Source organism: Paenibacillus sp. J14 (genome assembly GCF_000518465.1).
GTDB classification, from domain to species: domain Bacteria; phylum Bacillota; class Bacilli; order Paenibacillales; family Paenibacillaceae; genus Fontibacillus; species Fontibacillus barengoltzii.
Genome location: NZ_JADQ01000013.1, coordinates 60,893 through 87,337, shown reverse-complemented (window position 1 = coordinate 87,337; position 26,445 = coordinate 60,893). Strand labels below are relative to the sequence as shown.

The following is a 26,445-nucleotide window of genomic DNA, read 5'->3' as shown; positions in this document are numbered from 1 at the left end:
ATGAATATCGTATTTATGGGGACGCCGGCGTTTGCGGTGCCTTCGCTGGAAGGACTGCTGCGCGAAGGATACAACGTCGTAGGCGTGGTCACGCAGCCGGATCGGCCGCAGGGGCGCAAAAAAGTGCTGACGCCAACGCCGGTCAAGGAAGCCGCTTTGCGTCATGGGCTTCCGGTGCTGCAGCCGACGCGGATGCGTGCGCCGGAGGCGGTGGCGGAGGTCGCCGCTTTGCAGCCTGACTTGATCGTCACTGCAGCGTACGGTCAAATTTTGCCGAAGGGCGTGCTCGATCTGCCGAAGTACGGCTGCCTGAACGTGCACGGCTCGCTGCTGCCGAAATACCGCGGCGGGGCGCCGATCCAGCGGGCGATTATTAACGGCGAGAAAGAAACGGGCATCACCCTGATGTACATGGCTGAGGGGCTTGATACCGGCGATATGATCGCCAAGACGGTGGTGCCGATCGACGATGAGGATACGTCGGGGACGTTGTTCGAGAAGCTGAGCGAAGCCGGGGCACGACTGCTGCTGGAGCAGCTGCCGTTGATCCTTGACGGCAAGGCAGACCGGATTCCGCAGAACGATGCGGAAGCGACCTATGCACCAAATTTGACGCGGGAGGATGAGCGCATCGATTGGAGCGCGACCTCGCGGCAAATTTATGATCGCGTGCGGGGACTGGTGCCTTTTGCCGGCGGGTTTACGACCTGGAACGGCGAGGTCTTTAAGGTTTGGGCGGTGGCCAAACCTGCGGAGACAGGTGCCTCTGCGAATGGTAAGGCATCTGAACCCGCGCCGGGGACGGTGCTGGAGCTATCGGCGCAGGGCATCAAAGTGAAAACCGGGGACGGCGCGGTATGGCTGACCCGGGTGCAGCCCGCTGGTAAGAAGGCGATGGAGGCCGGCGATTTCATTCGCGGCGGCGTAATGCAAGTTGGGACGGTCTTGTCATGAGCGGCACCGAAAAGCGGCCGGGTTCAGGCTCGGGCGGTGGCAAAGGACCTGGAACCGGCGCGAAAACAGCTGGACAAGCCAGCCGCAGCGGGGGAGTAAATAAGCCGTCTGGCACGCCTTCATCCCGCGGGGGCGGCCGAAATCAGACGGCTGCATCGGCCCGCAGCGTAGCGCTTGAGGTGCTGACCGCCGTTGAGCAGGAAGGAGCCTACAGCAATTTACTGCTGAATGGAGCGCTGCAAAGGTCCGGATTAACCGGGCCGGACGCAGGCCTGGCTACCGAGCTCGTCTACGGCACCATACAGCGGTTGAACACGATCGATTATTTTCTCGAACAGTTTGTGACGAAGGGGCTCGCAAAATTAGCGCCTTGGGTGCGTAATCTGCTTCGACTTAGCTTCTATCAGCTGCAATATCTGGACAGGATCCCTCCGCATGCCGCTGTGAACGAAGCGGTGAACCTGGCGAAACGCAAGGGGCATCAGGGGATATCCGGCATGGTGAACGGCGTGCTTCGCAACGTGCTGCGCCGCAAAGAGGAGTTGCATTTACCGGAGGGACTGGCCCCTGTGCAGCGCATTGCCCTGGAGCATTCGCACCCGGAATGGATGGTGGCGCTCTGGATCCGGCAATACGGCGAATCTGCCGCAGAGGCGATCTGCCGTGCCAACAATGAGCCGCCTTCGGTCAGCGTTCGGGTTAATCGCACGAGAGCGAGTCGGGACGAGGTGTTGCGCCTCATGGAGGAGCAAGGGTTGCGAGCCTCGGCCTCGCCGATCTCCCCGGACGGCATCGTTGTTCACAGCGGCGGCAATATGGCGCTGACCTTCTGGTACCGGGAAGGCTTGATTTCCGTTCAAGACGAAAGCTCCATGCTGGTTGCCGAAGCGTTGGATCCGCAGCCAGGGATGAATGTACTGGACTGCTGCGCTGCGCCTGGCGGCAAGACATGCCATATCGCTGAGATCATGAAAGGCCGCGGCCGGGTGCTGGCGAACGACATCCATCCGCACAAGGCGAAGCTGATCGAGGACCATGCCAAGCGGCTGGGGCTGGACAACGTCGATACGTTGTCAGGCGACGCTCTGAAGCTCGCGGAGCGGCTGGAGGCCGCTTCCTTCGACCGAATATTGCTGGACGCTCCTTGTTCCGGACTTGGCGTGATTCGCCGCAAGCCGGATTTGAAGTGGGCGAAGACGCCGGAGGACATCACGGAGATTACCGGCATCCAGAATGCACTGCTCGATTCGGTGAGCGGGCTGCTCAAGCCGGGCGGCTTGCTGGTCTACAGCACTTGCACGATTGAGCCGCGCGAAAATGCCGAGATGGTCGCCTCCTTCCTGAGCCGCCATCCGGAATTCGAGCTGGCGGATGAGCTGATCAGCTGGGAGGAACGTGGTGCTTTGGCAGCTGCCGCTGGGCGAGTCGAGGCTGGCCTGCAGATTTTGCCGCAGGACGCTCACTCAGATGGGTTTTATATTGTCCGACTTCGCAGGAAGTTGATAGAGAAGAATTGACATGCCAAGGTCAAGCAGCCGTTTGAAACGGCGGGCTTGGCCTTTTTGCGCCGCTGCTGTCGGAAGCTCGACTTTAGTCGGAAGCCAATTTATGATAAAATGGGAAGAATGAGTGGGTAACTTTTCAAAATCGAGATGGACAGGTGTGTGAAGATGAAACCTTTTATATATGATTATACGTTGGAAGAATTACAGGAATGGGCCGTATCGCAGGGAGAACCCGCGTTTCGCGGCGGGCAGATCTTTGATTGGCTGTACGTCAAGCGCGTCAGCTCCTTCGATGAGATGACCAACCTGTCCAAGGCGCTTCGGCAGAAGCTAAATGACGAATTTGCGTTCGTTACGCTGCAGGAGATTACGAAGCTGGAATCTAAGGACGGAACGGTGAAGTTCCTGTTCGGGCTGCATGATGATCATGCTATTGAAACGGTCATCATGAAGCATAACTATGGCAACAGCATCTGCGTGACCACCCAGGTCGGCTGTAAGGTCGGCTGTACGTTTTGTGCCTCGACATTAGGGGGGCTGAAGCGGAATTTGACGGCGGGAGAAATTGTCGCCCAGGTCGTGCAGGCGCAAAAAATTTTGGACGCCAAAGGCGAACGCGTCAGCAGTATCGTGATTATGGGAACCGGCGAGCCCTTTGAAAATTATGATGCCACGATGAAATTTTTGCGGATTATGATCCATGAAAAGGGCTTGAACATCGGACAACGGCATATTACTGTATCAACGAGCGGGATTGTCCCGAACATTTATCGGTTTGCGGACGAGAACACGCAAATTAACTTGGCGATTTCGATCCATGCGCCAAATGATGCGCTCCGCTCGAAGTTGATGCCGGTCAACCGGCGCTTTCCGTTTGACGACGTGATGGAGGCGCTCCGTTATTACATTGCCAAAACCGGTCGCCGCATTACGTTCGAGTACGCGCTGATCGGCGGGGTGAATGACCAGCCGGAGCATGCGGAGGAACTGGCCGACGTGATCAAGGATATGCTTTGCCACGTCAATTTGATTCCAGTCAACTATGTGCCGGAGCGTAAGTATGTGAGAACGTCGCGTAACGATATTTTTAAGTTTCAGCGCGTATTGGCGGATAAAGGCATCAATGTGACCATCCGCCGGGAGCAAGGCCATGATATTGCCGCTGCCTGCGGACAATTGCGGGCGAAGCACATGGAGTCTGGTGCGAGGTGAGCGAATGTGATGAATTGTGTGTTTGTAAGTGATGTGGGACGAGTCCGTTCCGTCAATGAAGATTGTACCTGGGTGGACCAGCTGGAATCCGGATACACGCTGGCGATTGTTGCGGACGGAATGGGCGGCCATCAGGCTGGAGACATTGCCAGCCGCATGGCGGTAGATACCATTACCGAGGATTTGGTATCGCTGCCGGCAGGGTTGTCGGCGGAGGCTTGCGGGGAAGAATTGAAGAAGGCAATTCTTCACGCGAACGAAGCCGTATTCCGCAAAGCGTCAGAGCATGTGGAGTACCATAGTATGGGCACCACAGTTGTTGCGGGGATCTTCGCAGGCCGCGACGGCGTGATCGCCCATATCGGTGACAGCCGGGCCTACCATTTCCGGCAGGGCCAGCTCGTCCAACTGACGGATGACCACTCGCTGGTCAATGAGCTGCTCAAGAACAACCAGATCAGCGCGGAGGAGGCGACGGTGCATCCGCATCGGAATGTCGTAACCCGCGCGCTGGGAACCGATGAGCAAGTTGAGGTCGACTTGAACCGGGTGTCGTTGGAGCCAGGGGATATTTTGCTGCTTTGCAGCGACGGTCTCAGCAACTACGTAACACCGGAACAAATGGCTCTGACGCTGGGATCAGAAGATCTTGGGTTACAGGGCCGGGCCGACCAATTGCTCCAGCTGGCGCTGAACGCAGGAGGCGACGATAACATTAGCGTTGCTCTGCTGGAACAACATGAGGATGCCGGGTCGGGCAAAAAGGAGTGGAATTCATGATCGGACACGAATTGGGCGGTCGTTATCAAATTATCGAGAGGATCGGCGGAGGGGGCATGGCGCTTGTCTACAAAGCGCAGGACCTGCTGCTGAACCGCTACGTGGCCATCAAAGTGCTGCGTCAACAATTTGTGAACGACGAGGAATTTATCCGGCGATTCCGCCGGGAAGCGCAGTCTGCTGCATCCTTGTCGCACCCGAATATCGTCAGCGTGTATGACGTTGGACAAGAAGATGAGATTCATTACATCGTGATGGAATACGTTGAAGGGCAGAACCTCAACGAAATCATTAAGGAGCGGGCCCCGCTTCAGGTCGAGGAAGCCGTTCGCATTGCGTCGCAAATCGCCGATGCGCTGGACCACGCCCATCAGAACCAAATTATTCACCGGGATATCAAGCCGCATAACATTTTGATTGGACGAAACGGACGCGTCAAAGTGACCGATTTCGGGATTGCCCGTGCCGTCACGTCGGCGACCATTACGCAAACCGGCTCCGTGGTGGGCTCGGTGCATTATTTCTCGCCGGAGCATGCGAAAGGTGTAGCCACCGGGGAGAAATCTGACCTGTATTCGCTGGGGATCGTGTTGTACCAGATGCTGACCGGTCGGTTGCCGTTCCTTGGGGAAAGCCCCATCAGCGTAGCCTTAAAGCATTTGCAGGAGCAATTTGATGAGCCGCGCATGGTGAATCCGATGATTCCGCAAAGCGTGGAGAACATCATTTTGAAATCGATGCGGAAGAATCCGAACGAACGCTATCAGTCTGCCAAAGAGATGCTTCGCGACCTGGAGACCTGCTTGTTGCCGGAACGAAGAACGGAATCGAAATTGGCCTTTATAGATGATCATGACGAAGACAGCACGCGAGTCATTCCAGCGATTCGTCCGCAGTATCAACCTCAAGGTGCGGCAGCAGGACCATCCAAACTGTCCCGCGACAGCGGATCAACGATGGCAGAGGAACGAGAAAATGCTCCTAAGAAAAAGGCTTGGAGCAAGCCAACGCTTTGGGTCAGCCTGACGCTGGTTGTCCTGCTTGCCTTGGCCGGTGTGGCCTGGTACGTGACGAGCTTGGTGACCGTTCCTGAAGTCGCTGTGCCAAACGTGCTTAACTTAGAAGAGCAACAGGCAATCCAAACTTTGACCGATAAAGGGATTGCCGTCGGGGAGATCACCCGAGAATACAAAGAAGGCGTGGACGAAGGGATCGTCTATGAGCAGAGCAAGCCGGAAGGGACGATGGTCAAGGAAGGTTCGGTCATCGACTTGAAGGTGAGCACGGAGAAACCGCCGGAGAAGATGCCGTCATTAACGGGCAAAACCTATGATGATGCGCTCCAGCAATTGAAGGATCTTGGAGTAGACGAGTCCCGCGTGCAGAAAGTAGAGGAAAACAACGCCGAGATTGAGCCAGGCAATGTCCTCAGCCAATCGCCGGAAGCGGGAGAGGATTTTAACCCAGAGACGGATACGATCGTGCTGAAGGTCAGCAAGGGACCGTCTGAGGTGAAAATGCCAGACCTCGTGAACAAGACACAAGCGGAAGCGGAAAAAGCGATCCGAGACGCAGGGCTGGTGTTGGCAGAGGATGGTATCAAAGAAGAATCGAGCTTCGAGGTCGAGGCGGGCAGAGTAACGAAGCAGTGGCCTTATGCCCCGGACGATCTGGTGGCACCGGGTTCAAAAGTAACCTTGTTTATCAGCACCGGCTATCCGCAGGAAGCGATTAACTATACGTTCCAAGTACCGGCTGCACCTGCACAGGAAGGCCAAATCAGTAAATATACGATCGTGTACGGCGATGCTCGCGGGGAGGGGCGCGAATGGGGTTCGCAAAAGGTAGGCAAACCGCAATACCTGTCGGTTGACCTGGTTCTGGCGCCGAACAAGAACGGTTACGTAACGGTGACGCGTGACGGCGTCTTGCTGGACACTTACCCGATCTCGTACATCGATGCGAAGCAAGGAACCGTACCTGTGCCGCAATTCCCGGACCAAGGCGGCGGTACGGAAGATGAGAACACCATGGATATGAACTCGGGCGATAATCCGCCCGATACCGGCATGATCTTATCCGGTAAGCTGGCTTCGGTCCAGAAGGAACAAGGCGCAGCCCAAGGTAAAGGAAAGGCGGGTAAACCCAAAGAACATGGTAAGGGCAAAGACAATTAAGTTAGACCGATATGAAAGCGAGGCCGGCATCTATGCCTGAAGGCTTGATTGTGAAGGCATTAAGCGGATATTACTACGTGAAGCCGGCGACGACGGCGCAGGACGGGGCAGCGGAGGGGTATATCCAGTGCCGCGGACGAGGGATTTTTAAGAAGAAAGGCATTACACCCTTGGTAGGCGACAGGGTGATTTATTCCCCCACCGAAAACGGGGAAGGGACCGTGGATGAAATCCTGCCAAGGGAAACCGAGCTGATCCGTCCGCCGATTGCCAACGCCAAGCTGGCGGTGCTGCTGTTCTCCCTGCGGGAGCCGGATCTCAATCTGCAGCTGCTAGACAAGTTTCTGGTGCATATCGAGCACGCGGGTTTGCAAGCCCTGATCTGCCTTACCAAGGAGGATTTGCTGGAGGAGAATGGAGCGGAAGAAACTCCAGAAATTATTCGCCAGGTCAAAGCCATGTATGAATCCATCGGTTATGAGGTCATTGTCACCAGCTCCGTGACCGGAATGGGAACCGAGGAAGTCAAATCCCGTTTGGCTGGGGAGATCAGCGTCTTCTCGGGCCAATCGGGGGTCGGAAAATCCTCGCTGCTTAACGCGATGCTCGGGTTAGCGCTGGAGACAAGTGAAATTAGCCTCAAGCTGGGCCGGGGACGTCATACGACGCGGCATGTCGAGCTGATTGAGCTGGAGAACGGCGGTTACGTGGCGGATACCCCCGGCTTTAGTCAGCTGGATTTTCTCGAGTTAGGGATCGAGGAGTTATCCAGCTGCTTCCGGGAATTTACCGATTACGCGGAGGGCTGTAAATTCCGCGGCTGCAGCCATTTGCATGAGCCCGGCTGCAAGGTCAGAGAGGCTGCGGACCAAGGAGAAATCGCCGCCAGCCGTTATGAGCATTACGTACAGTTCTATGAAGAGATGAAGGACAAGAAGCGGAGGTATTGACGTCATGAGCAACAACATCTATATCGCGCCGTCGATTTTGTCGGCGAATTTTGCCAAGCTGGGTGAGGAGGTCGCTGACGTAGAGCGGGGAGGCGCTGACTGGCTGCATGTGGACGTAATGGACGGCCATTTCGTCCCGAACCTGACGTTTGGTCCGCTGGTGCTGCAAGCGATCGCTCCGCAAACCAAGCTGCCGCTGGACGTCCATCTGATGATTGAGAAGCCCGAGGAGTATATCCCAGCCTTTGCCAAAGCAGGTGCGCATCTGATCACCGTCCATGCGGAAGCTTGCGTCCATCTGCATCGAGTGCTCCACCTCATTAAGGAGCAAGGGGTGAAGGCAGGAGTAGCAATTAATCCAGCCACTCCGGCTTCAGCTGTTCGCGAGGTGCTGGAAGACGTTGATCTCGTGCTGGTTATGACGGTAAATCCCGGCTTTGGCGGACAGGCGTTTATTCCGGGCACGCTGCGCAAAATTCGGCAGCTGAAGGCCTGGAAGGATGAGCTGGGCTTAACAGACTTGCGGATTGAAGTGGACGGCGGGATTGCTGCGGCGACGGCGCCGCTGGTTGTCGAGGCGGGAGCGGATGTGCTGGTCGCCGGCAATGCGGTGTTTGGCCAAGCTGACCGACGTGCGGCGATGGCAGAAATCCGCGAGAGCCTGGTCGGATTGGCATAGGCGCCTTAAGATGCGCATACATTGGTTACATGAGCGAAGGTTCTCATGTAGCCTTTTTTTTGTGGCGGGAATACACGGGTAAATGACATCAAACATAGAATATGGGTGAAGGCATGAGCACGATGGGGAGGGTGAACGATGAAATTTTACACATTCAAGCTGCCTAAGTTTTTGGGAGGATTCGTTAAGGCGGTACTGAACACGTTTCACAAGAACTAACGGGCGGGGCCTGAATACCCGCCCCGAGCAGCGGAAGGGCGCGCCTAGCGGTTCCCGCCAACAAGGATTGCTTGGGCGCTGACTTCAAGGGAAAATGCGCAGTAAAAAAGCACCTCCATAGGAAAAGGTGCTTTTTGTCTATAATTCGTCCCGTCTGTTACACGCGGGTCACTTTACCGGATTTCAAAGCCCGAGTACTAACGTATACGCGTTTCGGTTTGCCGTCTACCAAGATCCGGACCTTCTGCACGTTTACGCCCCAAGAGCGCCGATTGCGATTGTTTGCGTGAGATACATGGTTACCGCTGCCTGGCTTCTTGCCAGTCACATAACATTTGCGAGCCATTCATTACACCTCCTGTTCCAGATACACCTGTCTTGAAAATAACACTAACACTTCAATATCACGGTTATTGACAATACTTAAATATAATATCACAGTAAAAAAAGCTCCGTCAACAGCTATTGACGTTCGACTCTTTTATTTATTTCTCTCTGCTCTTATAGTACAATATAGTTTAGTCCATAATAATTTCTATGGAAGGAGTGAGATAGGCGTGGCTGTAAATCTTACGACCGAATATGGACGAATCGATATTTCGGAGGAAGCCATTAAGGTGATCGCCGGATCGGCCGCCATGGAGTGTTATGGACTGGTTGGAATGGCAAGCCGAAAGCAGTTCAAGGACGGCATTGCCGAATTGCTGGGGCGCGAGAATTTGGCCCGGGGTGTGGAAGTGAACCTGGATAATCATCGATTAGCTATTTATCTTTATATTATAGTCAGTTATGGCACGAAAATTTCCGAGGTCGCACACAACATACAGCTCAAAGTGAAATACGTATTAAATGAAATCGTTGGACTCGAAGTGGATCAGGTGAATATCGTAGTCCAAGGTGTACGCGTATCAAGCTAGGAAGGGGAATTTTCATTGAGTAAGCGTTCTTTAACTGGAACAGATTTCACCGCTATGGTATTGGCAGGCGCGAAGCGGCTGACAGAGCATGCTGAGCACGTCAATTCCTTGAACGTATTCCCGGTACCCGATGGGGATACTGGAACGAATATGAATTTGACGATGACCGCCGGCGTAACGGAATTGAAAGATCACGGAACCGGAGGTTTGGGCAGCAGAGCAGCCACTTTATCCAAGGGCCTGTTGATGGGCGCACGCGGGAATTCCGGCGTGATTTTGTCCCAACTGTTCCGTGGCTTTAGCCGTTCTGCTGCATCATTGGAAGAGATGAATGCAGCCCAATTTGCCGCTGCGCTGCAAAGCGGGGTAGATACCGCTTATAAAGCGGTCGTCAAACCGGTGGAGGGCACGATTCTGACGGTAGCCAAGGAAGCAGCTAAGCATGCCGTCTATTATTCGCGCAGAACAACGGATATCACGGAATTGATGAGCGAGGTGCTGGCCAAAGCGAAGGAAGCGCTCGCGAATACGCCGGAGCTGTTGCCGGTATTGAAACAGGTTGGCGTCGTGGATTCGGGCGGTCAAGGACTTGTTTATATTTATGAAGGATTTTTACAATGGCTGCAAGGCGGCGCCAGCAGTGAAGCCGCTGCGACATTGGGACAAGCCCCCGCACCCGTTGCCAAACCAGAGCTGCGTGCTCCAGCGGCCGCACCGGTGCATGCTCCAACTTCGGCACAAGCTAAGCTCGAAACAGAGGATATCGAATACCTCTATGACATGGAATTTTTCATTAATCGAAAAATCGGTGAAATCAAGGATGCTGTTTTTGACGAGGATCAGTTCCGGAAAGCGCTTTCGGTCAATGGGGATTCGATTATCGTGATCGCGGACGACGAGATTATCAAAGTCCATGTCCATTCGAAAACGCCGGGCGACGTGCTGAATCTGGCACTGCGTTACGGTGAAATTACACAAATTCATATTTTGAACATGCGTGAGCAGCACCGGGATCTGTTGATCGCGGGGATGGATGCCGCGCCGCCGATGCCGGAGCTGTTCGCCGAGATTCCAGCAGAACCGGCTCAACCGGTGGATCCAGCAGGGATTCCTGCGGATGAGCTGGCGCCTTATGGCTTTATCGCCGTTGCTTCTGGAGACGGGATTTCGGAAATTTTCAAGAGCTTAGGCGTGGATGTCGTCCTGTCCGGCGGGCAGACGATGAACCCAAGCACGGAAGATTTCGTGAAGGCGATCCGGTCGATTTCGGCTCAGCACGTGTTCGTTCTGCCGAATAACTCGAATATTATTCTGGCTGCACAGCAGGCGCGTGATTTGCTTGAAGGGGAGCGCAATGTGACAGTCATCCCAAGCAAAAGCATTCCTCAGGGGATTGCCGCAGCGTTTGCTTTCCAAGAAGAAGAAAGCGTGGAAGCCAACGCGGATAATATGCAGAACGCGGTGCAACACGTGAAGACGGGCCAAGTGACGTATGCGGTCCGCGACACGATGTTTGATGATTTGGAGATTACGGCAGGTCATTATATCGGTATTGCAGATTCTAAAATCGTGGCCACCGAAGAGGGCTTGCTGGAAACGAGTCAGGGCTTATTAGCCAAGATGCTCACTGGCGGCGATGAAATCGTGACGGTGCTGGCCGGTGAAGAAGCTGACGAAGAGATGACGAATGCGCTGGTGGCCTGGATTCATGAGGAGTATCCCGACGTCGAGGTAGAGGTCCATAACGGCGGGCAACCGATTTATTATTATCTGTTTTCGGTAGAATCCTAATCCCCATGAGAGGATGAAGATGCTTATGAATCAGGCTATCATTATTGCCGACAGTACGGCGGATATCCCGCAGGCGACCGTCTCGGAATACGGAATTCATATCGTACCGATGCGGCTGGCCTTCGGAGACCAATCTTATCTTGAAGGCATCGACATCACCGCGGAAGAGTTCTACGATAAGTTGATCCAATCGAAGGAACTGCCTACCACTTCGCAGACCTCGCCGTCTCAGTATGTGGAGGTATACCGCAACTTGCTTGCCGCCTATCCCGGTTCACCGATCATTTCGATCCATATCTCCTCCGGGATGAGCGGAACTTATCAATCCGCAGTGCTGGCGAAGGAGATGCTGGAAGAAGAGCTGGGGCATCCGGTCGATGTCACGGTCATTGACTCGCTGTGTGCGACGTACGGTTTTGGCCTTCAGGTTGTGCATGCCGCGCGGATGGCGAAGCAAGGGGCTTCGGTCGAGGAAATTCGAGCTGAGGTTGAGCGGCTCGGGAAGGCGCGTCGGTTATATTTTCTCGTCGATACGCTGGAATACTTGCAAAAAGGCGGACGGATCGGTAAAGCCGCAGCCATTCTGGGCAACCTGCTGAACATTAAGCCGATCTTGTCGGTGGACCAGGAGGGCGTGATTTACGCTGTCGATAAAGTCCGAGGCCGCAAGAAGGCTATGGCCCGCGTCATCGAGTTGTTTGTGAATGATTTTGCCGGGGTGAAGGACATTAACGTGGCCGTTTGCGATTGCGTGAATCCGGAAGGCTCCGAGGAGATCCTAGCTCTGCTGCGGCAGCACTTTACGCTGCATGAGGTTGTCCGCAACAGCATCGGTGCCGTGGTTGGCACGCACGTAGGTCCGGGGACCGTGGCGACGTTTATTTGGCCGGCGAAGTGATGGGACTAGGGGCGAAACTGGTGATATCCGGATGAAGCACGTCGTTTGTGCCTGGACAGCAAATCTAACGGACAGTAAAGACCTTATTAGCTTTAATTCCCGGATATTTCCTGCGTTAACGGACTCCGGAGACCTTATTTGGCATATACGAACGGTATCTGGTTGGTTTTGATCCAAATAAGGGCTGCTCGGTCCGTTAGAAACGGAAGTTATCGAGAACTGGTGGATTAACGCCTCTGGTGTCCGTTAGACTGCCCACCGGGCTCGCGCCCGCGCTTCATGATCCGAAGATGCGTTTTTGAACTACCTCTATAAAGTGAGGGGATGAAGTTGGATTTACATCACATCCCCGTAAAGCAAGTCAGCGGCGTGAGCGCTCTTAAACAAGAAGAGCTTCACGCCTTTGGCATCTTTACGGTGAATGACTTGATTGAATATTATCCGTTCCGGTATGAGGATTACCGGCTGCGCTCCTTGACGGAAGTGAAGGACGGAGACAAGGTAACGGTGCAGGCGAAAATCATGGGGCTTCCGGTCCTGCAACGGTACGGGCGCAAATCTCGCCTGACCTGCAAAATGATCGCCGATGACTGGATGTTCACGGCGACATGGTTTAACCGTCATTTCCTCAAGGATCAGCTGACGACGGGACGGGAGATTATCCTGACCGGCAAATGGGACATGCGTCGCAGCCAGCTGACGGTGTCCGAGTCGGAGTTCCCTGACCGCGGGACGCTCCGCAGCGGCAGTTTGCAGCCGGTCTATTCGGTCGGCGGTAAAATTACGCAGCAGTGGATGCGGAAGACGATTGGACAAGCGCTGCAGCAATATGGGGAGATGATCCCGGAGATTCTGCCGCTCGAACTGCTTCGCAAATATGGGCTGATGCCCCGCAAGACGGCGATTTTGCGGCTGCACCAGCCGCAGGACAGTGAGGAGAGGCAGCAAGCGCGGCGCCGTATGGTGTACGAGGAGCTGTTCCTGTTCCAGCTCAAGCTGCAGGCGTATCGGGCGATGAACCACGAGCGGATGGACGGGGTTGCGCATGTGGTGGATAACGCCACGATTCGGGAATTCGTGCGCAGCCTGCCGTTTGAGCTGACCGATGCTCAGAAGAAGGTGGAGCTGGAAATTCTAAAGGATATGCGCTCGCCTTATTGCATGAACCGATTGTTGCAAGGCGACGTAGGTTCCGGCAAAACGGTCATCGCCGCCATCGCGTTGTACGCGGCGGTGAAGTCGGGGCACCAGGGGGCTTTTATGGTGCCGACGGAAATTTTGGCCGAGCAGCATATGCGCTCCCTGTCCCGGCTGTTTGAGCCGTTTGGTATTACGGTTGGCCTATTGACCGGCAGTGTGACGGGACGCAAACGCAAGGATTTGCTCGGCTCGCTGCAAATGGGGCTCACCGACATCGTGGTGGGGACGCATGCGTTGATCCAAGAGGACGTGTTCTTTCGGTCGCTGAGCTTGGTCATCACGGATGAGCAGCACCGGTTTGGCGTAAATCAGCGCAGCATTTTGCGGCGCAAAGGCTTTAACCCGGACGTGCTGACGATGACGGCCACTCCCATTCCGCGCACGCTGGCGATTACCGCCTTTGGCGATATGGACGTATCCACCTTGTCGGAGCGCCCGAAGGGGCGCAAGCCAATCACGACCTATTGGGTGAAGCACAGCATGATGGACCGTGTGCTTGGCTTTATTGAGCGGGAGGTATCGCAAGGCCGTCAAGCCTACGTCATCTGCCCGCTGATCGAAGAGTCGGACAAGCTGGATGTGCAGAACGCTATTGACTTGTACGTGTCGATGCAGCAGGCGTTCCCGAACATGAAGGTCGGGCTGCTGCACGGGCGGATGACCGCGGCGGAGAAGGACGAAGTGATGCGCGCGTTCTACGAGAACGAGGTGCAGCTGCTCGTCTCGACGACCGTCGTAGAGGTCGGCGTCGATGTGCCCAACGCCACGCTGATGATCGTGATGGATGCCGACCGCTTCGGCTTGTCCCAGCTCCACCAGCTGCGCGGGCGCGTTGGCCGGGGGGAGCACGCGTCGTATTGCGTGCTTATCGCCGATCCGAAGTCGGAGGTGGGTCAGGAGCGGATGAAGGTCATGACCGATACGGACGACGGCTTCGAGGTGGCTCGGCGGGACCTGGAGCTGCGGGGTCCCGGGGATTTCTTCGGCACGAAGCAAAGCGGCGTGCCGGATTTTCGTGTCGCGGACATGGTCAGCGACTACGCGGTGCTGGAGGCGGCGCGGGACGACGCCGCCCGGCTGGTTGCGGGCGAAGCGTTCTGGACTTCGCCCGAGTACGGACCGCTGCGGGATTATCTGCGGCGGGAGCAGGTTTTTCAAGGTGAGCTGATCGATTAAATTTCATACGAAAAAGCAAGTATCCAACCGTTCGCGGGATCCGCGGACGGTTATTTTTTACCCGAAAATCCATCCTAAAGTTGACAGGTTGCGTCTAGCGTTGCTCTTTTTACTGGAATATCTGGGATGTCAGGCCTTGAAGCGGATACGTTCTAACCTCTTCAACTAGCAAGAAGTGACATGGTTTGACATATTATTTCAACCAAAAAGTTATATATTGAAATAAAATATCAAATGAATTATAATCATGTCGAAAACACTTACAACTAGGGTTGTTGCAAACAAAGGAGTGTATCTGAAATGCTGGAAAATTTGACAACTGAGGCGAGAAACGAGCGAACGATGCGTTTGGATGAAATGGATGTAACTGAGCTGCTTACGGTGATGAACGAGGAGGACGCGAAAGTTGCTGGAGCGGTGAAAAAGGAAATCCCCAAAATCGCCCAAGCCGTGACTGCCATTACGGAGTCGCTAAAAAAAGGCGGTCGACTGATTTATATGGGAGCCGGCACGAGCGGACGGATCGGCTTGCTGGATGCGGTGGAGTGTCCGCCGACATTTGGGACTTCCCCGGACCAGGTGGTTGGGCTGATCGCAGGCGGAAGCAACGCTTTTATCAAGGCCGTTGAGGGAGCAGAGGATCGGGCCGAGCTGGGGCGCATCGATCTGCAAAACCTCGAGCTTACCGCCAAGGATGCGGTCGTCGGAATCGCTGCCAGCGGGCGTACACCTTATGTCATCGGCGGATTGGAATACGCGAAGCAAATGGGTGCCAAAACGATTAGTATCAGTTGCAACAAGAATGCGGTGATCAGCACCATTTCCGATATCGCAATCGAGATCGAGAACGGTCCCGAAGTGCTGACCGGTTCGACACGGCTGAAGGCAGGAACCTCGCAGAAGCTGGTCTGCAATATGCTGTCTACCGCGTCGATGATCGGCTTAGGTAAGGTTTACGGCAATTTGATGGTTGATGTTCAGCCCACCAATGAGAAGCTGGCCGATCGGGCGAAGCGGATCGTGATGGAGGCAACCGGCTGCGATGCATCAACTGCGGAGAACACTTTGCGACTTACCGAAGGCAAACCGAAACCGGCGATCCTGATGATTTTGACGGGATGTTCTTATGAGGTCGCTTTGGAGAAATTAGAGGAGAACCAAGGGTTTATCGGTAAAGCTGCGAAGTCTGCGACTGCAATACGTTAAGAAAAAAAGTTAGACCATCCTATAGAGGCAGGAGGCTTCCCAATGAGCAAATATGAAACGATGGCGAAACGGATCTTGGAATCCATCGGCGGTTCTGACAATGTGGAGCAATATACAAACTGCATGACCCGGTTGCGGGTGTCGGTCCGGGATCGCAGCCAAATTGATGAAACTGGGCTTAAACAGATCGAGGGCGTACTTGGGGCGGTGGATGATGAGACGTATCAAGTGATTCTCGGTCCGGGTGTTGTCAATAGTGTAGCGGAGGAATTTGGCAAACTTCTGAAAGCGCAGGGTCACGGCGGTCAAGGAGCTGCAACTGGCGGTCAAACGGCGGCGCTCCGCGAGGGCTCGGACATCAAGGCCGAGCTTAAGAAGAAGAACAACACGCCTTTCAAAAATTTTCTGCGTAAAATCGGCAACATCTTTATTCCGCTGATTCCTGCGTTGGTCGGGGCCGGGATCATTAACGGTATTGCCGGTCTGATCAACAACCTGATTACCTCCGGCAATGGGGCGGATTGGCTGCTGACGCTCCAACCGATTATCAGCGTCATTGGCTCGGCCTTCTTCGGATATTTGACGATCTTTGCCGGGGTGAATGCCGCGAAAGAGTTTGGAGGAACGCCCGCGCTTGGCGGTGCTGTGGCGGCGATTATCGTTGCACCGGCGGTGGCGAATATCTCTTACACCTATCCCTTGTTTGGGGAAATTAAGCTGAATGCGGGACAGGGCGGTATCATCGGGGCGATTTTGGCGGCAGGGTTGATCTCGGTGTTGGAAAAATGGATCCGAAAACGGATGCCGGCAGCAATTGATATCATCGTCACTCCTACAATTGCGTTGCTGCTTGCTGGCTTAGTTACCGTGTTCTTCCTGATGCCGGTCAGCGGTATTATCTCTCAAGGCATCGGACAGGCTACTACTTGGCTGCTAGCCCATGGCGGACCGCTGTCCGGATTTGTACTCGCTTCGCTGTTCCTGCCGTTGGTTATGTTCGGTTTACACCAGGCGCTCATTCCGATCCATGCTGAATTGATTTCGCAGGTTGGATACACCGCGTTGCTGCCGATCCTGGCCATGGCAGGTGCAGGTCAAGTTGGCTCGGCGATCGCCATTTATATCAAGTTGAAGCAGAACTCCCGGATGCGCAACATGATCAAAGGGGCGTTGCCCGTCGGATTTCTTGGCATCGGTGAACCGCTCATTTACGGGGTCAGCTTGCCTCTGGGCCGGCCGTTTATCACCGCTTGTCTCGGCGGTGGTTTTGGCGGGGCTGTGCTTGGTTTGTTCGCAATGACCGGCAACTTCATCGGTTCGGTCGCGATTGGACCTTCCGGCCTTGTCCTGATCCCGCTGATTCAAGGACCGATGGGAATCGGAATGACGATTCTCGGTTACTTGGCCGGGCTCGTTGTCTCTTATATCGCCGGATTCTTGCTCACGTATTTCTTTGGTTTTACAAAGCAGATGCTTATAGAGCATAATAGATAATACAAGTCAGCAGAAGAAACGTTGGGCTGCCTTTTACCGGGCTGCCGCGTTTCTTTTGCGTTTTAGGGAATTGGAAATAAGCATCAGACGGATGGGGAAAACGGAGGGGATGCCCGTGACGACGGGAAGTATACTTACGCAAATGGAGGCCATGCTGGAACAACTGCCTGAATCGGAACGAAAGGCGGCCCAATATATTTTGGCGGCTTCGGCGGAAGTCTCCGGCTTAAGTATCCATGCGGTCGCCGATAAAGCGGGGACCAGTGCGGCGGCGATTACCCGGCTATGCCGTTCGCTGGGGCTGAGCGGATTTCCTGATTTGAAAATGCGTTTGTCGGTCGATAATGCCAAACCGCAAAGACCGGGCTATTATGACATCGAACGCGGGGAGACGATTCAAAACGTCATTCAAAAGACGGTCTCCAACAGTCTCCAAGCCATTCAAGATATGATGCTTCACCTGCAGCCCGAACTGATCGAGCAGGTGGTGGACAGCTTCCGACAAGCTTCCGTCATCCATATGTACGGGGTAGGCGCTTCGGCCATCGTCGCAGCGGATGCCGCACAAAAGTGGCTGCGCCTGGGGAAGCAAGCGTTCGCTCTGCAGGACGAGCATCTAATTGCGGCCGCGCTGGCCAGCGCTCCGCCGGGGGCCTTGTTTATGGGCATCTCTTACAGCGGGAACACCAAGGAAGTGCTGCAATTGTTCCGGGTTGCCCAAAAGTACGGCGTGCGCACCATCGGCTTGTCCCGTTTCGGCAATCATAAAGTAGCCGAGCTGGCCGATTTGATGCTGTACACGCCGCAGGCGCCGGAAGCGACCTTGCGCAGCGGGGCGTCCAGCTCACGGCTTACGCAATTGGTCATGATCGATATTTTGTTCTTTGCGTACGCCTCGACGCAATACGAAGAGACGATCCTCCGATTGAGTCAAACCCATGAGGCAACGGCGTTCCTCAAACAGAACTAGCGGCTTTCCCGCGTGCTTTTGGATTTTCAGGCACTATGGACAGCCTTACCGTCATATATTAGGGTTGAAGTCCGGAAATGACGGGACAGGAGGTGCTAGTCACGATGCCCAGCTATTATCAGTATGGAATCAGTCCGCAGCTGGTCGAACGGGTGAAGTTCAAAATGAAAAATCCGGCGATCAAAGAGCGGATGAAACAGGTCGTCGACGGCCTCACCCGCGCGGATTTGCAGGATCGCGTTAAGGTGCGCAGGCTCGTTAGAACGGCCGCTTCTGTGCTTGGCGAAAGATTAAGCGGCGTTCAGGAAGAGCAGATCGTCCAATTCGTTATCGATCAGCGAATCGACCCGCGAAATACGCTTCACTTGCTGCGGTTATGGGGAATGTTCCGCTAAAGTAAGTGCGCAGCGATGCAGCGGGACGGGTGATAAGGCCCTGGGGAGGTACCCCGGCGGCCTTTTGCTATTTTTTCGGAGGGATGATCCGGGGACAGGCGGGATAAGCTAAACGATACATGAGCGGGGCACAAAGCGCCGGGAGTCATTTCTGCTTGCCAATCTCCATGTTTTGTTTTATATTGACATGAGAGTAGGTCAAAAATAAAAGGAGGTTGTGGCGGATGACCCCGCGTACGAAGGAACAAAATGAAGAGATCAGGCTGCGCCGGCTTGCTCAAATTCGTGTCGCGGCCGCCGATGTGTTTCTGGAGAAAGGCCTGACGCTAGAGATTCGGGACGTGGCCACTGAGGCCGGGCTTGGTTACGGTACGGTCTACCACTATTACAGCAATAAAGGGGATCTGCTGTATGACGTGCTGTGGACGGCGATGGACCGGGCCGGGGAATGGATCGACCTGAAGCCAGCGGAGCCGGAAGCGGCCGCCGATTCCCTTGTTGCAGCCGGCACTCGGCTGCTGAAGCTGTGGGCCAAGGATCACGGCGTTTATCTGTTGTATAAGCTGGCGGCGGATGGCTTCCAGCTGCTTCCAGAAGCGCGGGCGCTGCCGCTGGCGGAGACGTTCCGCCGTCAGGTGTTGCAGCCGTTCGCCGCGGTGCTGGAGCATGGGGGACCGCCGGGGTCCGGTGTGATCGTTGCGACTGCGAGCACAGCATCGGCGGGACAAGAAGCCGTTGGAGAGGGCGTCCGGCAGGCAGAACGGTTGTTGGCTGCGCTGGCCGGTTGCGCCGGCTCTCCGCTGCGCCAAGGCACGCTGGACCATGAAGCGGAAGACATTGCGCGCCTGCTATTGTATCGGCTGTCGGAGCGAACCCGACAGACCCTCGAAGGAGTGAGAGCTGAATGATTATATTGAAATCGCCGCGGGAAATTGAAGAGATGAAACGGGCGAATCAGATTGTTGCGGATTGTCACCGGGAAGTCGCCAAAATGATTCAACCCGGAGTGACGACCAAGGAAATTAATGATTTCGTCGCCCGGCATATTACGAAACTGGGCGGCAAGCAGTTTACGAAAGGATACAACGGGTTTCCGGCCGAAACCTGCGCTTCAGTAAACGATGTGGTAGCCCATGGTTTCCCTTCCGACCGGCCGCTGCAGAACGGCGATCTGCTTAAGCTGGACATCGTGGCGGAGGCGGATGGCTGGTTTGGCGATTCGTGCTGGTGTTATGCGGTAGGTCAGGTGAGTCCTGAGGCGGAAAAGTTGATGCGGGTGACGAAGGAATGTCTGGAGCTGGGGATCGCCCAAGCGATCCCGGGCAACCGGCTGGGCGATGTGACTTCAGCAATTCAGAAGCATGCGGAAGCGAACGGGTATTCCGTCGTGCGCGATCTGCTGGGTCATGGGATCGGACGCAGCCTGCATGAGGAGCCCAACTACGAGCATGTCGGCGTAGCGGGTAAGGGCATTCGGCTTAAGGAAGGCATGGTGTTTACGATTGAGCCGATGATCAATGAAGGCACGTTCCGCATCGTGATCGACGATGACGGCTGGACGGCGCGTACAGCGGACGGCAAATTGTCGGCCCAATTCGAGCATACGATCGCGCTGACGGCGGACGGACCGCTGATTTTAACAGCTCAATAAGCAGCAGCAAGCAGGAAAGGAAGGCGGATGCCCAAAGTCCGAAGGGACAAGGGCTCCGCTTTTTTTGGCATGCTTTCGCTCTGCCAAATTATCCAACATAAACCTGTTGCGAAAGGGAATATTTGTTCGTATTATGAATATAATAGGAACAGACGTTCTGATTAGAGGGTGAGCATATGACAGACAGCATGAAGAAGGGAGACGCATGAGCCCTATTCCCTGGCAAACGCAGGAGGAAGCGGAGATGATCAAGCAATATGTGCTGCTTCCTCTGTTGCTTGATGTGCTGGAACGAGACCAGCGCGCATTGGCATCCGCTTCGTTGAAGCTGCCTCAGGTATACAAGGGGCTGATCCGCTTGCTGCAGAACGCCGCAGCCGCGGATTTGGCCCGGGTGCGCCAAGGCATGCGTGAGCATGGACTGAAGGTATTCGAAGAGCGGCGGACGAACCTGGGGATTGAAGCCCGCTATTTATGCCGGGGGTATACGTACGAGTTCTCCATGCTCTGGGGATTGGTGAAGGCGGAACTGATCCGTCGGCTTTGCGCCTATCTAGGGATCGATGGGACGAAAGAGGGGATGTCCTCATGAAAGGTATCCCCCCAGCGCCCTTGGAGACGGAAGAAGATCTTCAACTGGTCAAAGATTACATTCTACTCCCTCTTCTCTTGGATGTGTTGGAAAGGGATATGAGAGCATTAGGGACCGTAAAGCTAAAGATGGACGTGGTATACGCAAGAGCCTTACACACTGCCCAAGATGTGATCACTGCAGATTTGACGTCGGTTCGGAAACAAATGCGCGACAGAGGGATCAAGGTGTTCGAGCAACAACGCACTGAATTGGGCATGGAGGCCCGCTATTTGTGCAGGGGCTATCAACATAGATTTTCCATGCTTTGGAGCTTGGTGAAAGCGGAGCTTAATCAATATTTGAGTAAGTATCTTAACGTCGACTTAAGGAGCGACAGCCTATGAAAAGCGATAACAAAAGTCGAGTCATCATGCTGGCGGATTGTCAATCCTTTTACGCAAGTGTTGAAAAAGCGGCCCACCCCGAGTATGCAGACAAACCTGTTGTGGTTGCAGGAGACCCCGCGCGTCGTTCCGGGATTATCCTCGCCGCGTGTCCCCTTGCCAAGCAATATGGGATCACTACGGCAGAGAGGCTGGGAGAGGCACTTGCCAAATGCCCGGATCTTGTGGTCATTCGTCCCCGTATGGAGGAATACATCAGGGTATCCTTGCAAATTACAGAAATTTATCAATCCTACACGGACTTGGTCGAGCCGTACAGCATCGATGAACAGTATTTGGATGTCACGGGAAGCTTACAGCTTTTTGGCGGTCCTGATAACATTGCGCGGAGCATTCAGGATAAAGTCATGAAGGAGACGGGAGTTCGTGTACGCATTGGAATTAGTGAAAATAAGGTGCTCTCCAAAATGGCCTGCGATAATTTCGCCAAACGGAATGCCACAGGGATTTTTTACTTGCCTGTGAAAGACGTGCAAGAAATGCTTTGGCCGTTGCCGATTCATCAGATGTTTATGGTGGGCTCCCGGATGCGCCGGCATTTAATGAGAATGGGGATATATACCATTGGCCAGCTGGCCCAGACTCCCCTGAGCAAATTAAGAGCCAAATGGGGAGTGAATGGGGAAGTTCTGTGGCTCATTGCCAACGGCAAGGATCATTCCCCGGTAACGCCAAGTACACATGATTTGCAAAAAGCCATCGGCCATCAAATGACCCTTCCCTACGATTACTGGGAGTTTGATGACATCATGGTTCCCTTGTTAGAGCTGTCGGAGTTAGTGTGTCAACGAGCTCGAACGAAAGGGTATATGGGCTGGGTGGTCTCGGTAGGATGCCAAGGGGCGGATTTTGATCACCCTTCCGGCTTCTACAGACAAATGAAATTACCCGACCCGACGAGCCTCACGGATGAGGTGTTCGACGCAGCGAAAAAACTGTTTAAACGCCATTGGGATGGGTTGCCTGTTCGGAAAATTGGGGTCACTTTAAGTCAGTTAGTAAGCGACCAGGAATATCAGCTTACTTTGTTCAATAACCGCGAAGTTAAGTTAGCCTTGGAAAGAACCACGGACCGAATTAAGGAGAAATACGGAAGCACCGCGATTATGAGGGCCTCTTCTTTAAAAGTGTCGGGCCAGGCGCGGGATCGTGCGCAAAAAATTGGAGGACATTATAAATGAGCAAAAAACTGAAAGGAAACGGCTTGTTCGAATCGTCAAGAATGATGCTTCCAGAGCACAAGGAAGCTTATCTCATGCACCAGCAGAATTTGAGAAAGAACACGCGGCCGCAATTAGATGATCAAGAGATGGAACGGATCTCCAGGCTCATTGCTGAATCCATGCAGCTCAGGAAAGAGATCACTTTAGTATTATTTGGCGAATTGAATCGAGCGGAAATAACCGGAGTCGTGACGAAGATCGATCTGCAACAAAAAAACATCAGAATCACTGATGGAAATGATTTTCGTTGGATCAAGCTATCGGACATTATTGATGGTATGTGGAAATGATATGAAATAAAGAATGCCTGAAGAGCTATCCTTAAAAGTCGTCGTAGACGGCTTCCGGGATAGCTCTTTTTATTGAAATATGCAAAGTTAGGATAATGTTGACAGATTAGCAGTCTTCAGCAAGAAACTTTTCGACACGCGACTTAATCGCGTCCCGAACTGCTCGAAATTGGCTTATGATTTCTTCCTCGGTGCCGGTTGCCTTGGCTGGATCATCGAAGCCCCAATGCCACTTCACGACGTTTTTATTCGAAATCACCGGACAATGTTCGTCTGCATGGCCGCATAACGTAATCACATAGTCAGCCCGATTCAAAATCTCCGGATCGATAACATCCGATGTATGACCGCTAATATCGACGCCAGCTTCCTTCATCACCTGGACGGCACGCGGATTCAGCCCATGTGCCTCCAACCCGGCGCTTTTTACTTCGTACCGATCATTACCGAGCGCCTTCAACCAACCATCCGCCATTTGGCTGCGGCAAGAGTTTCCTGTGCAAAGAAAATAAACGAGTTTTTTGTTATCTGACATGATGATACCTCCTGTTTATGTTAAGCAGCTTCCTTTGAAAAGTACTTTCGCTGAAATCGGAGCGCGACGTTGACCAACGCAATCATCACAGGGACTTCTACAAGAGGTCCGATCACGGCCGCAAATGCAGCGCCGGAATGAATTCCAAAGACCCCAACGGCAACAGCGATTGCCAACTCAAAATTATTTCCCGAGGCGGTAAATGCCAGTGTAGAAGTCACTGGATAGTCAGCTCCGGCTTTTTTGCCCATGAAGAACGAAATCAGGAACATAACGACAAAATAAATTAATAGCGGAATCGCGATCCTCACGACATCCGAAGGCAATTGGATGATCATCTCGCCTTTCAGTGAGAACATGACGATAATCGTAAACAGCAATGCGATAAGTGTGATGGGACTGATTTTTGGAATAAAGACCGTTTCGTACCAGGATCGCCCTTTTGCTTTTACAAGCGAATAGCGAGTAATCATTCCGGCTACAAACGGTATCCCTAAATAAATAAACACGCTCTTGGCGACTTCGACCATCGTAATATCAACAACGACGCCCTCCAACCCGAACCATCCCGGCAAAATCGTAACAAAGATATAGGTGTAGACGGAGTAAAACAAAACTTGAAAGATCGAGTTGAAAGCAACGAGTCCCGCCGCGTACTCGGCATCCCCTCTGCACAAATCATTCCAGACGATAACCATTGCAATACAGCGGGCTAAACCGATCATGATCAGGCCGACCATATATTCTGGATAACCTTGGAGAAAAATTATAGCCAAGAAAAACATTAAGATCGGGCCGATAAGCCAATTTTGAATCAATGAAATGGATAACACTTTGCCATTTCGAAAGACACGGCCGATTTCTTCGTATCGTACTTTCGCCAGCGGCGGATACATCATTAAAATAAGGCCAAGTGCAATCGGTATCGACGTGGTTCCAACTTGAAATTCATTCAAACCGGCGACAAAGTTAGGAAATACGTAACCCAAGCCAATTCCTATCGCCATCGCAATAAAAATCCATAACGTCAAATAGCGATCCAGAAATGAGAGTCGCTTTTTCTTTTGTTTACTCAATTACTGTACACTCCCTTTACTCGCATGTAACTGTCATTCCTCGTTGCTCCAATTTCCGCAGCTCCTCGGACAGATCAGGCAAATGGGACAGAGCATAACCAATTTCCTCTAACCGCTTCTCGTTGATCGAATAGAACACCCATTGCCCCTTTCGCGTTTCGCGGACCAATTCAGCCGTTTTTAGACGGCTTACATGTTTAGAAATGGCTGGCTGGGAAATGTTAAAGATGGGAACCAGTTCACACACGCAGCAATCGCGAATACGGAGCAAAGAGAGGATTTTCAACCTTGTCGGATCGGCTAGAGCTTTCAGAATATCCGCTATCTTTTCAAATTCCATTGTCATGATTATCACCCCATATTAAAACCATATAACCATATTGTTATTTGTATTAAAAAAAGTCAATACCGAAATTTACGCCCTCCTCATAACCCATTTCCTGAGATAAAGGTAAAGTTAATACTTGCAAATTGCAAATAAATGCGGTATAACTGTTTCATGAGAGGTGAGGCACCGTGGAAAATGTGGAAAATGTACGTGAATTATTTCAAATCATGACTCGTCGCTTTGGCTTTCTGAATAAAAACTGCTGTTCTGCGGGTGGCTGTGACATCTCCGTCATTCAAAGCCATATCCTTTATGAAATTGATCGTCAGCACAAGCCTTCTATTCAGCAAGTAGCAGAGACATTAGGGACCGATATCACGACATTTAGCAGACAGGTTCAATCGTTAATTAAGATGAATTTAGTCAAGAAAACGCCCGATCCAAAAGACCGCAGGGTGCATCTTCTTTCCTTAACGACGGAAGGCAAGTATGTTGCGGGGGCAATTGACCAGCAAATGAAAGATTATTTCAACGAAATCTTCTCGCACATGAACGATTTTGAAAAAGAGACCGTCATCCGCTCGATCAAACTATTAAACGAAGCGATGGCGAAATCCAGCCAATGTTGTTCAGCCCCTTATTAAGGGCGATCTTTTCAATAATATTTGCAAAATGCAAATAATTATAAATATAAAAAAGTAAAGGAGAGAGGATTCATGAATCAAGTCAAGAACGATCAAATTCGCCAAAATGTACGCAGCCGGTACAAAGAAATTGCTTTGCAAGGGGCGGAGGAGTCCAGCTCGTGCTGCTCGTCAGAATCAAGCTGCTGCGGTACGGCCAATGAGGTCTCTTCGCAGTTGGGTTATTCTACTGAAGAACTAGCGGCTGTTCCAACTGGCGCGAATCTAGGCCTAGGATGCGGGAATCCGCAGGCAATAGCAGAGCTGAAACCGGGGGAAGTCGTATTGGATCTCGGAAGCGGCGGCGGTTTCGATTGTTTTCTGGCATCAAGGCAGGTTGGGGATACCGGTTATGTGATAGGGGTCGATATGACGCCTGAAATGGTGAGCCGCGCTCGGGGCAACGCTGTCAAAGGCGGGTTCACGAATACGGATTTTCGGCTAGGGGAGATTGAGCATTTACCGGTTGCGGATCAAACGGTGGATGTGATCATATCTAACTGCGTCATCAATCTCTCGCCGGATAAACAACAAGTCTTTGATGAGGCATTCCGTGTTTTACGCTCCGGCGGGCGTCTAGCCATTTCCGATGTCGTTACGACGGCAGAGCTTCCGGCGGAAATCAAAAACGACTTGGATGTTTTGTATTCGGGGTGCGTATCTGGGGCTTCATCGGTTGAGGAACTCAAAGCGATGCTTAAGCAAAGCGGATTTAAGGATATCGTAGTCGAGCCGAAAGAGGAATCCAGAGCGTTTATTAAAGATTGGGTCCCTGGTTCGAAGGTAGAAGACTACATTGTTTCTGCCGTCATCAAAGCGGTCAGACCCTAAGGTTCATCGATTCCGACCGCGCATTCTCGGGCACTCGCTGTGAACCGGAAGGTCGGTTCCCCTAACGTCTCTAGGGGGGATGGCAAGGACGAGAGGTCCTAGGAACTGTGCCGAGAGTCGATCCCGGGGCACGACGGGCGTGCCTTCAGACCGAGTCTGGACCAGAAGGGATTGCGTTTGCGGACATTATTGGAGCCGACATCGATTCGCCGGATTAACGACGAGTAAATTTGTGCAAAGCTAAAGTAAAACCAATGAAGCTGCTGA

28 protein-coding genes are annotated in these 26,445 nt (G+C 53.2%); 24 read left to right on the top strand and 4 right to left on the bottom strand.

Annotated features, from left to right (window positions below; genetic code table 11):
* The 8 genes from fmt to spoVM all read left to right on the top strand — a co-directional run bounded on the left by fmt (window position 1) and on the right by spoVM (window position 8,476).
* Entirely contained in the window at window positions 1-954 is a 954-nt protein-coding gene (gene fmt / locus M891_RS0106945; RefSeq protein ID WP_028538315.1) for a methionyl-tRNA formyltransferase, read from the top strand.
* Entirely contained in the window at window positions 951-2,471 is a 1,521-nt protein-coding gene (gene rsmB / locus M891_RS0106940; protein ID WP_028538314.1) for a 16S rRNA (cytosine(967)-C(5))-methyltransferase RsmB, read from the top strand. The genes fmt and rsmB overlap by 4 nt, the downstream gene beginning before the upstream one ends.
* Before the next feature lie 153 nt (window positions 2,472-2,624).
* The gene (rlmN, locus tag M891_RS0106935) at window positions 2,625-3,671 is read left to right on the top strand and encodes a 23S rRNA (adenine(2503)-C(2))-methyltransferase RlmN (protein WP_028538313.1); all 1,047 of its coding nucleotides are present in this window, start codon (window positions 2,625-2,627) and stop codon (window positions 3,669-3,671) included.
* 6 nt (window positions 3,672-3,677) lie between these two features.
* Window positions 3,678-4,451: a Stp1/IreP family PP2C-type Ser/Thr phosphatase gene (locus tag M891_RS0106930; protein WP_016311622.1), complete on the top strand. Its 774-nt coding sequence runs from the start codon at window positions 3,678-3,680 to the stop codon at window positions 4,449-4,451.
* A complete protein-coding gene (gene pknB, locus M891_RS0106925) occupies window positions 4,448-6,628 on the top strand; it encodes a Stk1 family PASTA domain-containing Ser/Thr kinase (protein ID WP_028538312.1) in 2,181 nt (726 codons plus the stop codon). The genes M891_RS0106930 and pknB overlap by 4 nt, the downstream gene beginning before the upstream one ends.
* Before the next feature lie 32 nt (window positions 6,629-6,660).
* A complete protein-coding gene (gene rsgA, locus M891_RS0106920; RefSeq protein WP_028538311.1) occupies window positions 6,661-7,578 on the top strand; it encodes a ribosome small subunit-dependent GTPase A in 918 nt (305 codons plus the stop codon).
* 4 nt (window positions 7,579-7,582) lie between these two features.
* Window positions 7,583-8,257 (top strand): ribulose-phosphate 3-epimerase, encoded by a 675-nt coding sequence (gene rpe / locus M891_RS0106915; RefSeq protein ID WP_028538310.1) that lies wholly within the window; start codon window positions 7,583-7,585, stop codon window positions 8,255-8,257.
* Between the two features lie 138 nt (window positions 8,258-8,395).
* The gene (gene spoVM / locus M891_RS23445) at window positions 8,396-8,476 is read left to right on the top strand and encodes a stage V sporulation protein SpoVM (protein WP_036621610.1); all 81 of its coding nucleotides are present in this window, start codon (window positions 8,396-8,398) and stop codon (window positions 8,474-8,476) included.
* Between the two features lie 157 nt (window positions 8,477-8,633).
* On the opposite strand, the gene rpmB is transcribed toward spoVM, so the two are convergent.
* Window positions 8,634-8,822: a 50S ribosomal protein L28 gene (gene rpmB, locus M891_RS0106905; protein ID WP_009225259.1), complete on the bottom strand. Its 189-nt coding sequence runs from the start codon at window positions 8,820-8,822 to the stop codon at window positions 8,634-8,636.
* A gap of 211 nt (window positions 8,823-9,033) precedes the next feature.
* On the opposite strand from rpmB, the gene M891_RS0106900 reads away from it, so the two are divergent.
* From M891_RS0106900 to M891_RS0106835, 14 genes are all read left to right on the top strand, one after another.
* Complete coding sequence (locus M891_RS0106900) at window positions 9,034-9,393, top strand: Asp23/Gls24 family envelope stress response protein (protein WP_016311626.1); 360 nt, start codon at window positions 9,034-9,036, stop codon at window positions 9,391-9,393.
* Between the two features lie 15 nt (window positions 9,394-9,408).
* Window positions 9,409-11,184, top strand: a complete 1,776-nt coding sequence (locus tag M891_RS0106895) for a DAK2 domain-containing protein (protein ID WP_028538309.1) — start codon at window positions 9,409-9,411, stop codon at window positions 11,182-11,184.
* 25 nt (window positions 11,185-11,209) lie between these two features.
* On the top strand, window positions 11,210-12,082 hold the full coding sequence (locus M891_RS0106890; protein ID WP_028538308.1) for a DegV family protein: 873 nt from the start codon (window positions 11,210-11,212) through the stop codon (window positions 12,080-12,082).
* Window positions 12,083-12,406: 324 nt separating this feature from the next.
* Window positions 12,407-14,458: an ATP-dependent DNA helicase RecG gene (gene recG, locus M891_RS0106885; protein WP_028538307.1), complete on the top strand. Its 2,052-nt coding sequence runs from the start codon at window positions 12,407-12,409 to the stop codon at window positions 14,456-14,458.
* Window positions 14,459-14,758: 300 nt separating this feature from the next.
* A complete protein-coding gene (gene murQ, locus M891_RS0106880; RefSeq protein ID WP_028538306.1) occupies window positions 14,759-15,664 on the top strand; it encodes an N-acetylmuramic acid 6-phosphate etherase in 906 nt (301 codons plus the stop codon).
* 42 nt (window positions 15,665-15,706) lie between these two features.
* Entirely contained in the window at window positions 15,707-17,158 is a 1,452-nt protein-coding gene (locus tag M891_RS0106875; RefSeq protein ID WP_028538305.1) for a PTS transporter subunit EIIC, read from the top strand.
* Window positions 17,159-17,273: 115 nt separating this feature from the next.
* Complete coding sequence (locus M891_RS0106870; protein ID WP_028538304.1) at window positions 17,274-18,128, top strand: MurR/RpiR family transcriptional regulator; 855 nt, start codon at window positions 17,274-17,276, stop codon at window positions 18,126-18,128.
* Window positions 18,129-18,232: 104 nt separating this feature from the next.
* A complete protein-coding gene (locus tag M891_RS0106865) occupies window positions 18,233-18,523 on the top strand; it encodes a stage VI sporulation protein F (protein WP_016311632.1) in 291 nt (96 codons plus the stop codon).
* A gap of 224 nt (window positions 18,524-18,747) precedes the next feature.
* Window positions 18,748-19,431 (top strand): TetR/AcrR family transcriptional regulator, encoded by a 684-nt coding sequence (locus M891_RS0106860; protein WP_028538303.1) that lies wholly within the window; start codon window positions 18,748-18,750, stop codon window positions 19,429-19,431.
* The gene (gene map / locus M891_RS0106855) at window positions 19,428-20,174 is read left to right on the top strand and encodes a type I methionyl aminopeptidase (RefSeq protein ID WP_028538302.1); all 747 of its coding nucleotides are present in this window, start codon (window positions 19,428-19,430) and stop codon (window positions 20,172-20,174) included. The genes M891_RS0106860 and map overlap by 4 nt, the downstream gene beginning before the upstream one ends.
* A gap of 244 nt (window positions 20,175-20,418) precedes the next feature.
* Window positions 20,419-20,766: a hypothetical protein gene (locus tag M891_RS0106850; RefSeq protein ID WP_307719198.1), complete on the top strand. Its 348-nt coding sequence runs from the start codon at window positions 20,419-20,421 to the stop codon at window positions 20,764-20,766.
* Window positions 20,763-21,152: a hypothetical protein gene (locus M891_RS0106845; protein WP_036699572.1), complete on the top strand. Its 390-nt coding sequence runs from the start codon at window positions 20,763-20,765 to the stop codon at window positions 21,150-21,152. The genes M891_RS0106850 and M891_RS0106845 overlap by 4 nt, the downstream gene beginning before the upstream one ends.
* Window positions 21,149-22,393 carry a DNA polymerase IV gene (locus tag M891_RS0106840; protein ID WP_028538300.1) on the top strand — a complete coding sequence of 415 codons (1,245 nt, stop codon included), beginning with the start codon at window positions 21,149-21,151 and terminating at the stop codon, window positions 22,391-22,393. Before M891_RS0106845 ends, M891_RS0106840 begins: the two co-directional genes overlap by 4 nt.
* Window positions 22,390-22,725, top strand: a complete 336-nt coding sequence (locus tag M891_RS0106835) for a YolD-like family protein (RefSeq protein ID WP_016311638.1) — start codon at window positions 22,390-22,392, stop codon at window positions 22,723-22,725. Before M891_RS0106840 ends, M891_RS0106835 begins: the two co-directional genes overlap by 4 nt.
* 106 nt (window positions 22,726-22,831) lie before the next feature.
* Here the strand turns inward: M891_RS0106835 and arsC are convergent, their stop codons facing one another.
* The 3 genes from arsC to M891_RS0106820 are packed head-to-tail and all read right to left on the bottom strand — an operon-like array spanning window position 22,832 to window position 24,676.
* Entirely contained in the window at window positions 22,832-23,260 is a 429-nt protein-coding gene (gene arsC / locus M891_RS0106830; protein ID WP_016311639.1) for an arsenate reductase (thioredoxin), read from the bottom strand.
* Window positions 23,261-23,280: 20 nt separating this feature from the next.
* Window positions 23,281-24,336, bottom strand: a complete 1,056-nt coding sequence (arsB, locus tag M891_RS0106825) for an ACR3 family arsenite efflux transporter (RefSeq protein WP_016311640.1) — start codon at window positions 24,334-24,336, stop codon at window positions 23,281-23,283.
* 16 nt (window positions 24,337-24,352) lie between these two features.
* On the bottom strand, window positions 24,353-24,676 hold the full coding sequence (locus tag M891_RS0106820; RefSeq protein ID WP_016311641.1) for an ArsR/SmtB family transcription factor: 324 nt from the start codon (window positions 24,674-24,676) through the stop codon (window positions 24,353-24,355).
* A 185-nt stretch (window positions 24,677-24,861) separates the two neighbouring features.
* On the opposite strand from M891_RS0106820, the gene M891_RS0106815 reads away from it, so the two are divergent.
* Both M891_RS0106815 and M891_RS0106810 read left to right on the top strand, forming a co-directional pair.
* Window positions 24,862-25,308, top strand: a complete 447-nt coding sequence (locus M891_RS0106815; RefSeq protein ID WP_028538299.1) for a MarR family winged helix-turn-helix transcriptional regulator — start codon at window positions 24,862-24,864, stop codon at window positions 25,306-25,308.
* A gap of 72 nt (window positions 25,309-25,380) precedes the next feature.
* Window positions 25,381-26,178, top strand: coding sequence for an arsenite methyltransferase (locus M891_RS0106810; protein ID WP_016311643.1), 798 nt, complete (start codon window positions 25,381-25,383; stop codon window positions 26,176-26,178).
* Window positions 26,179-26,445: the final 267 nt, after the last annotated feature.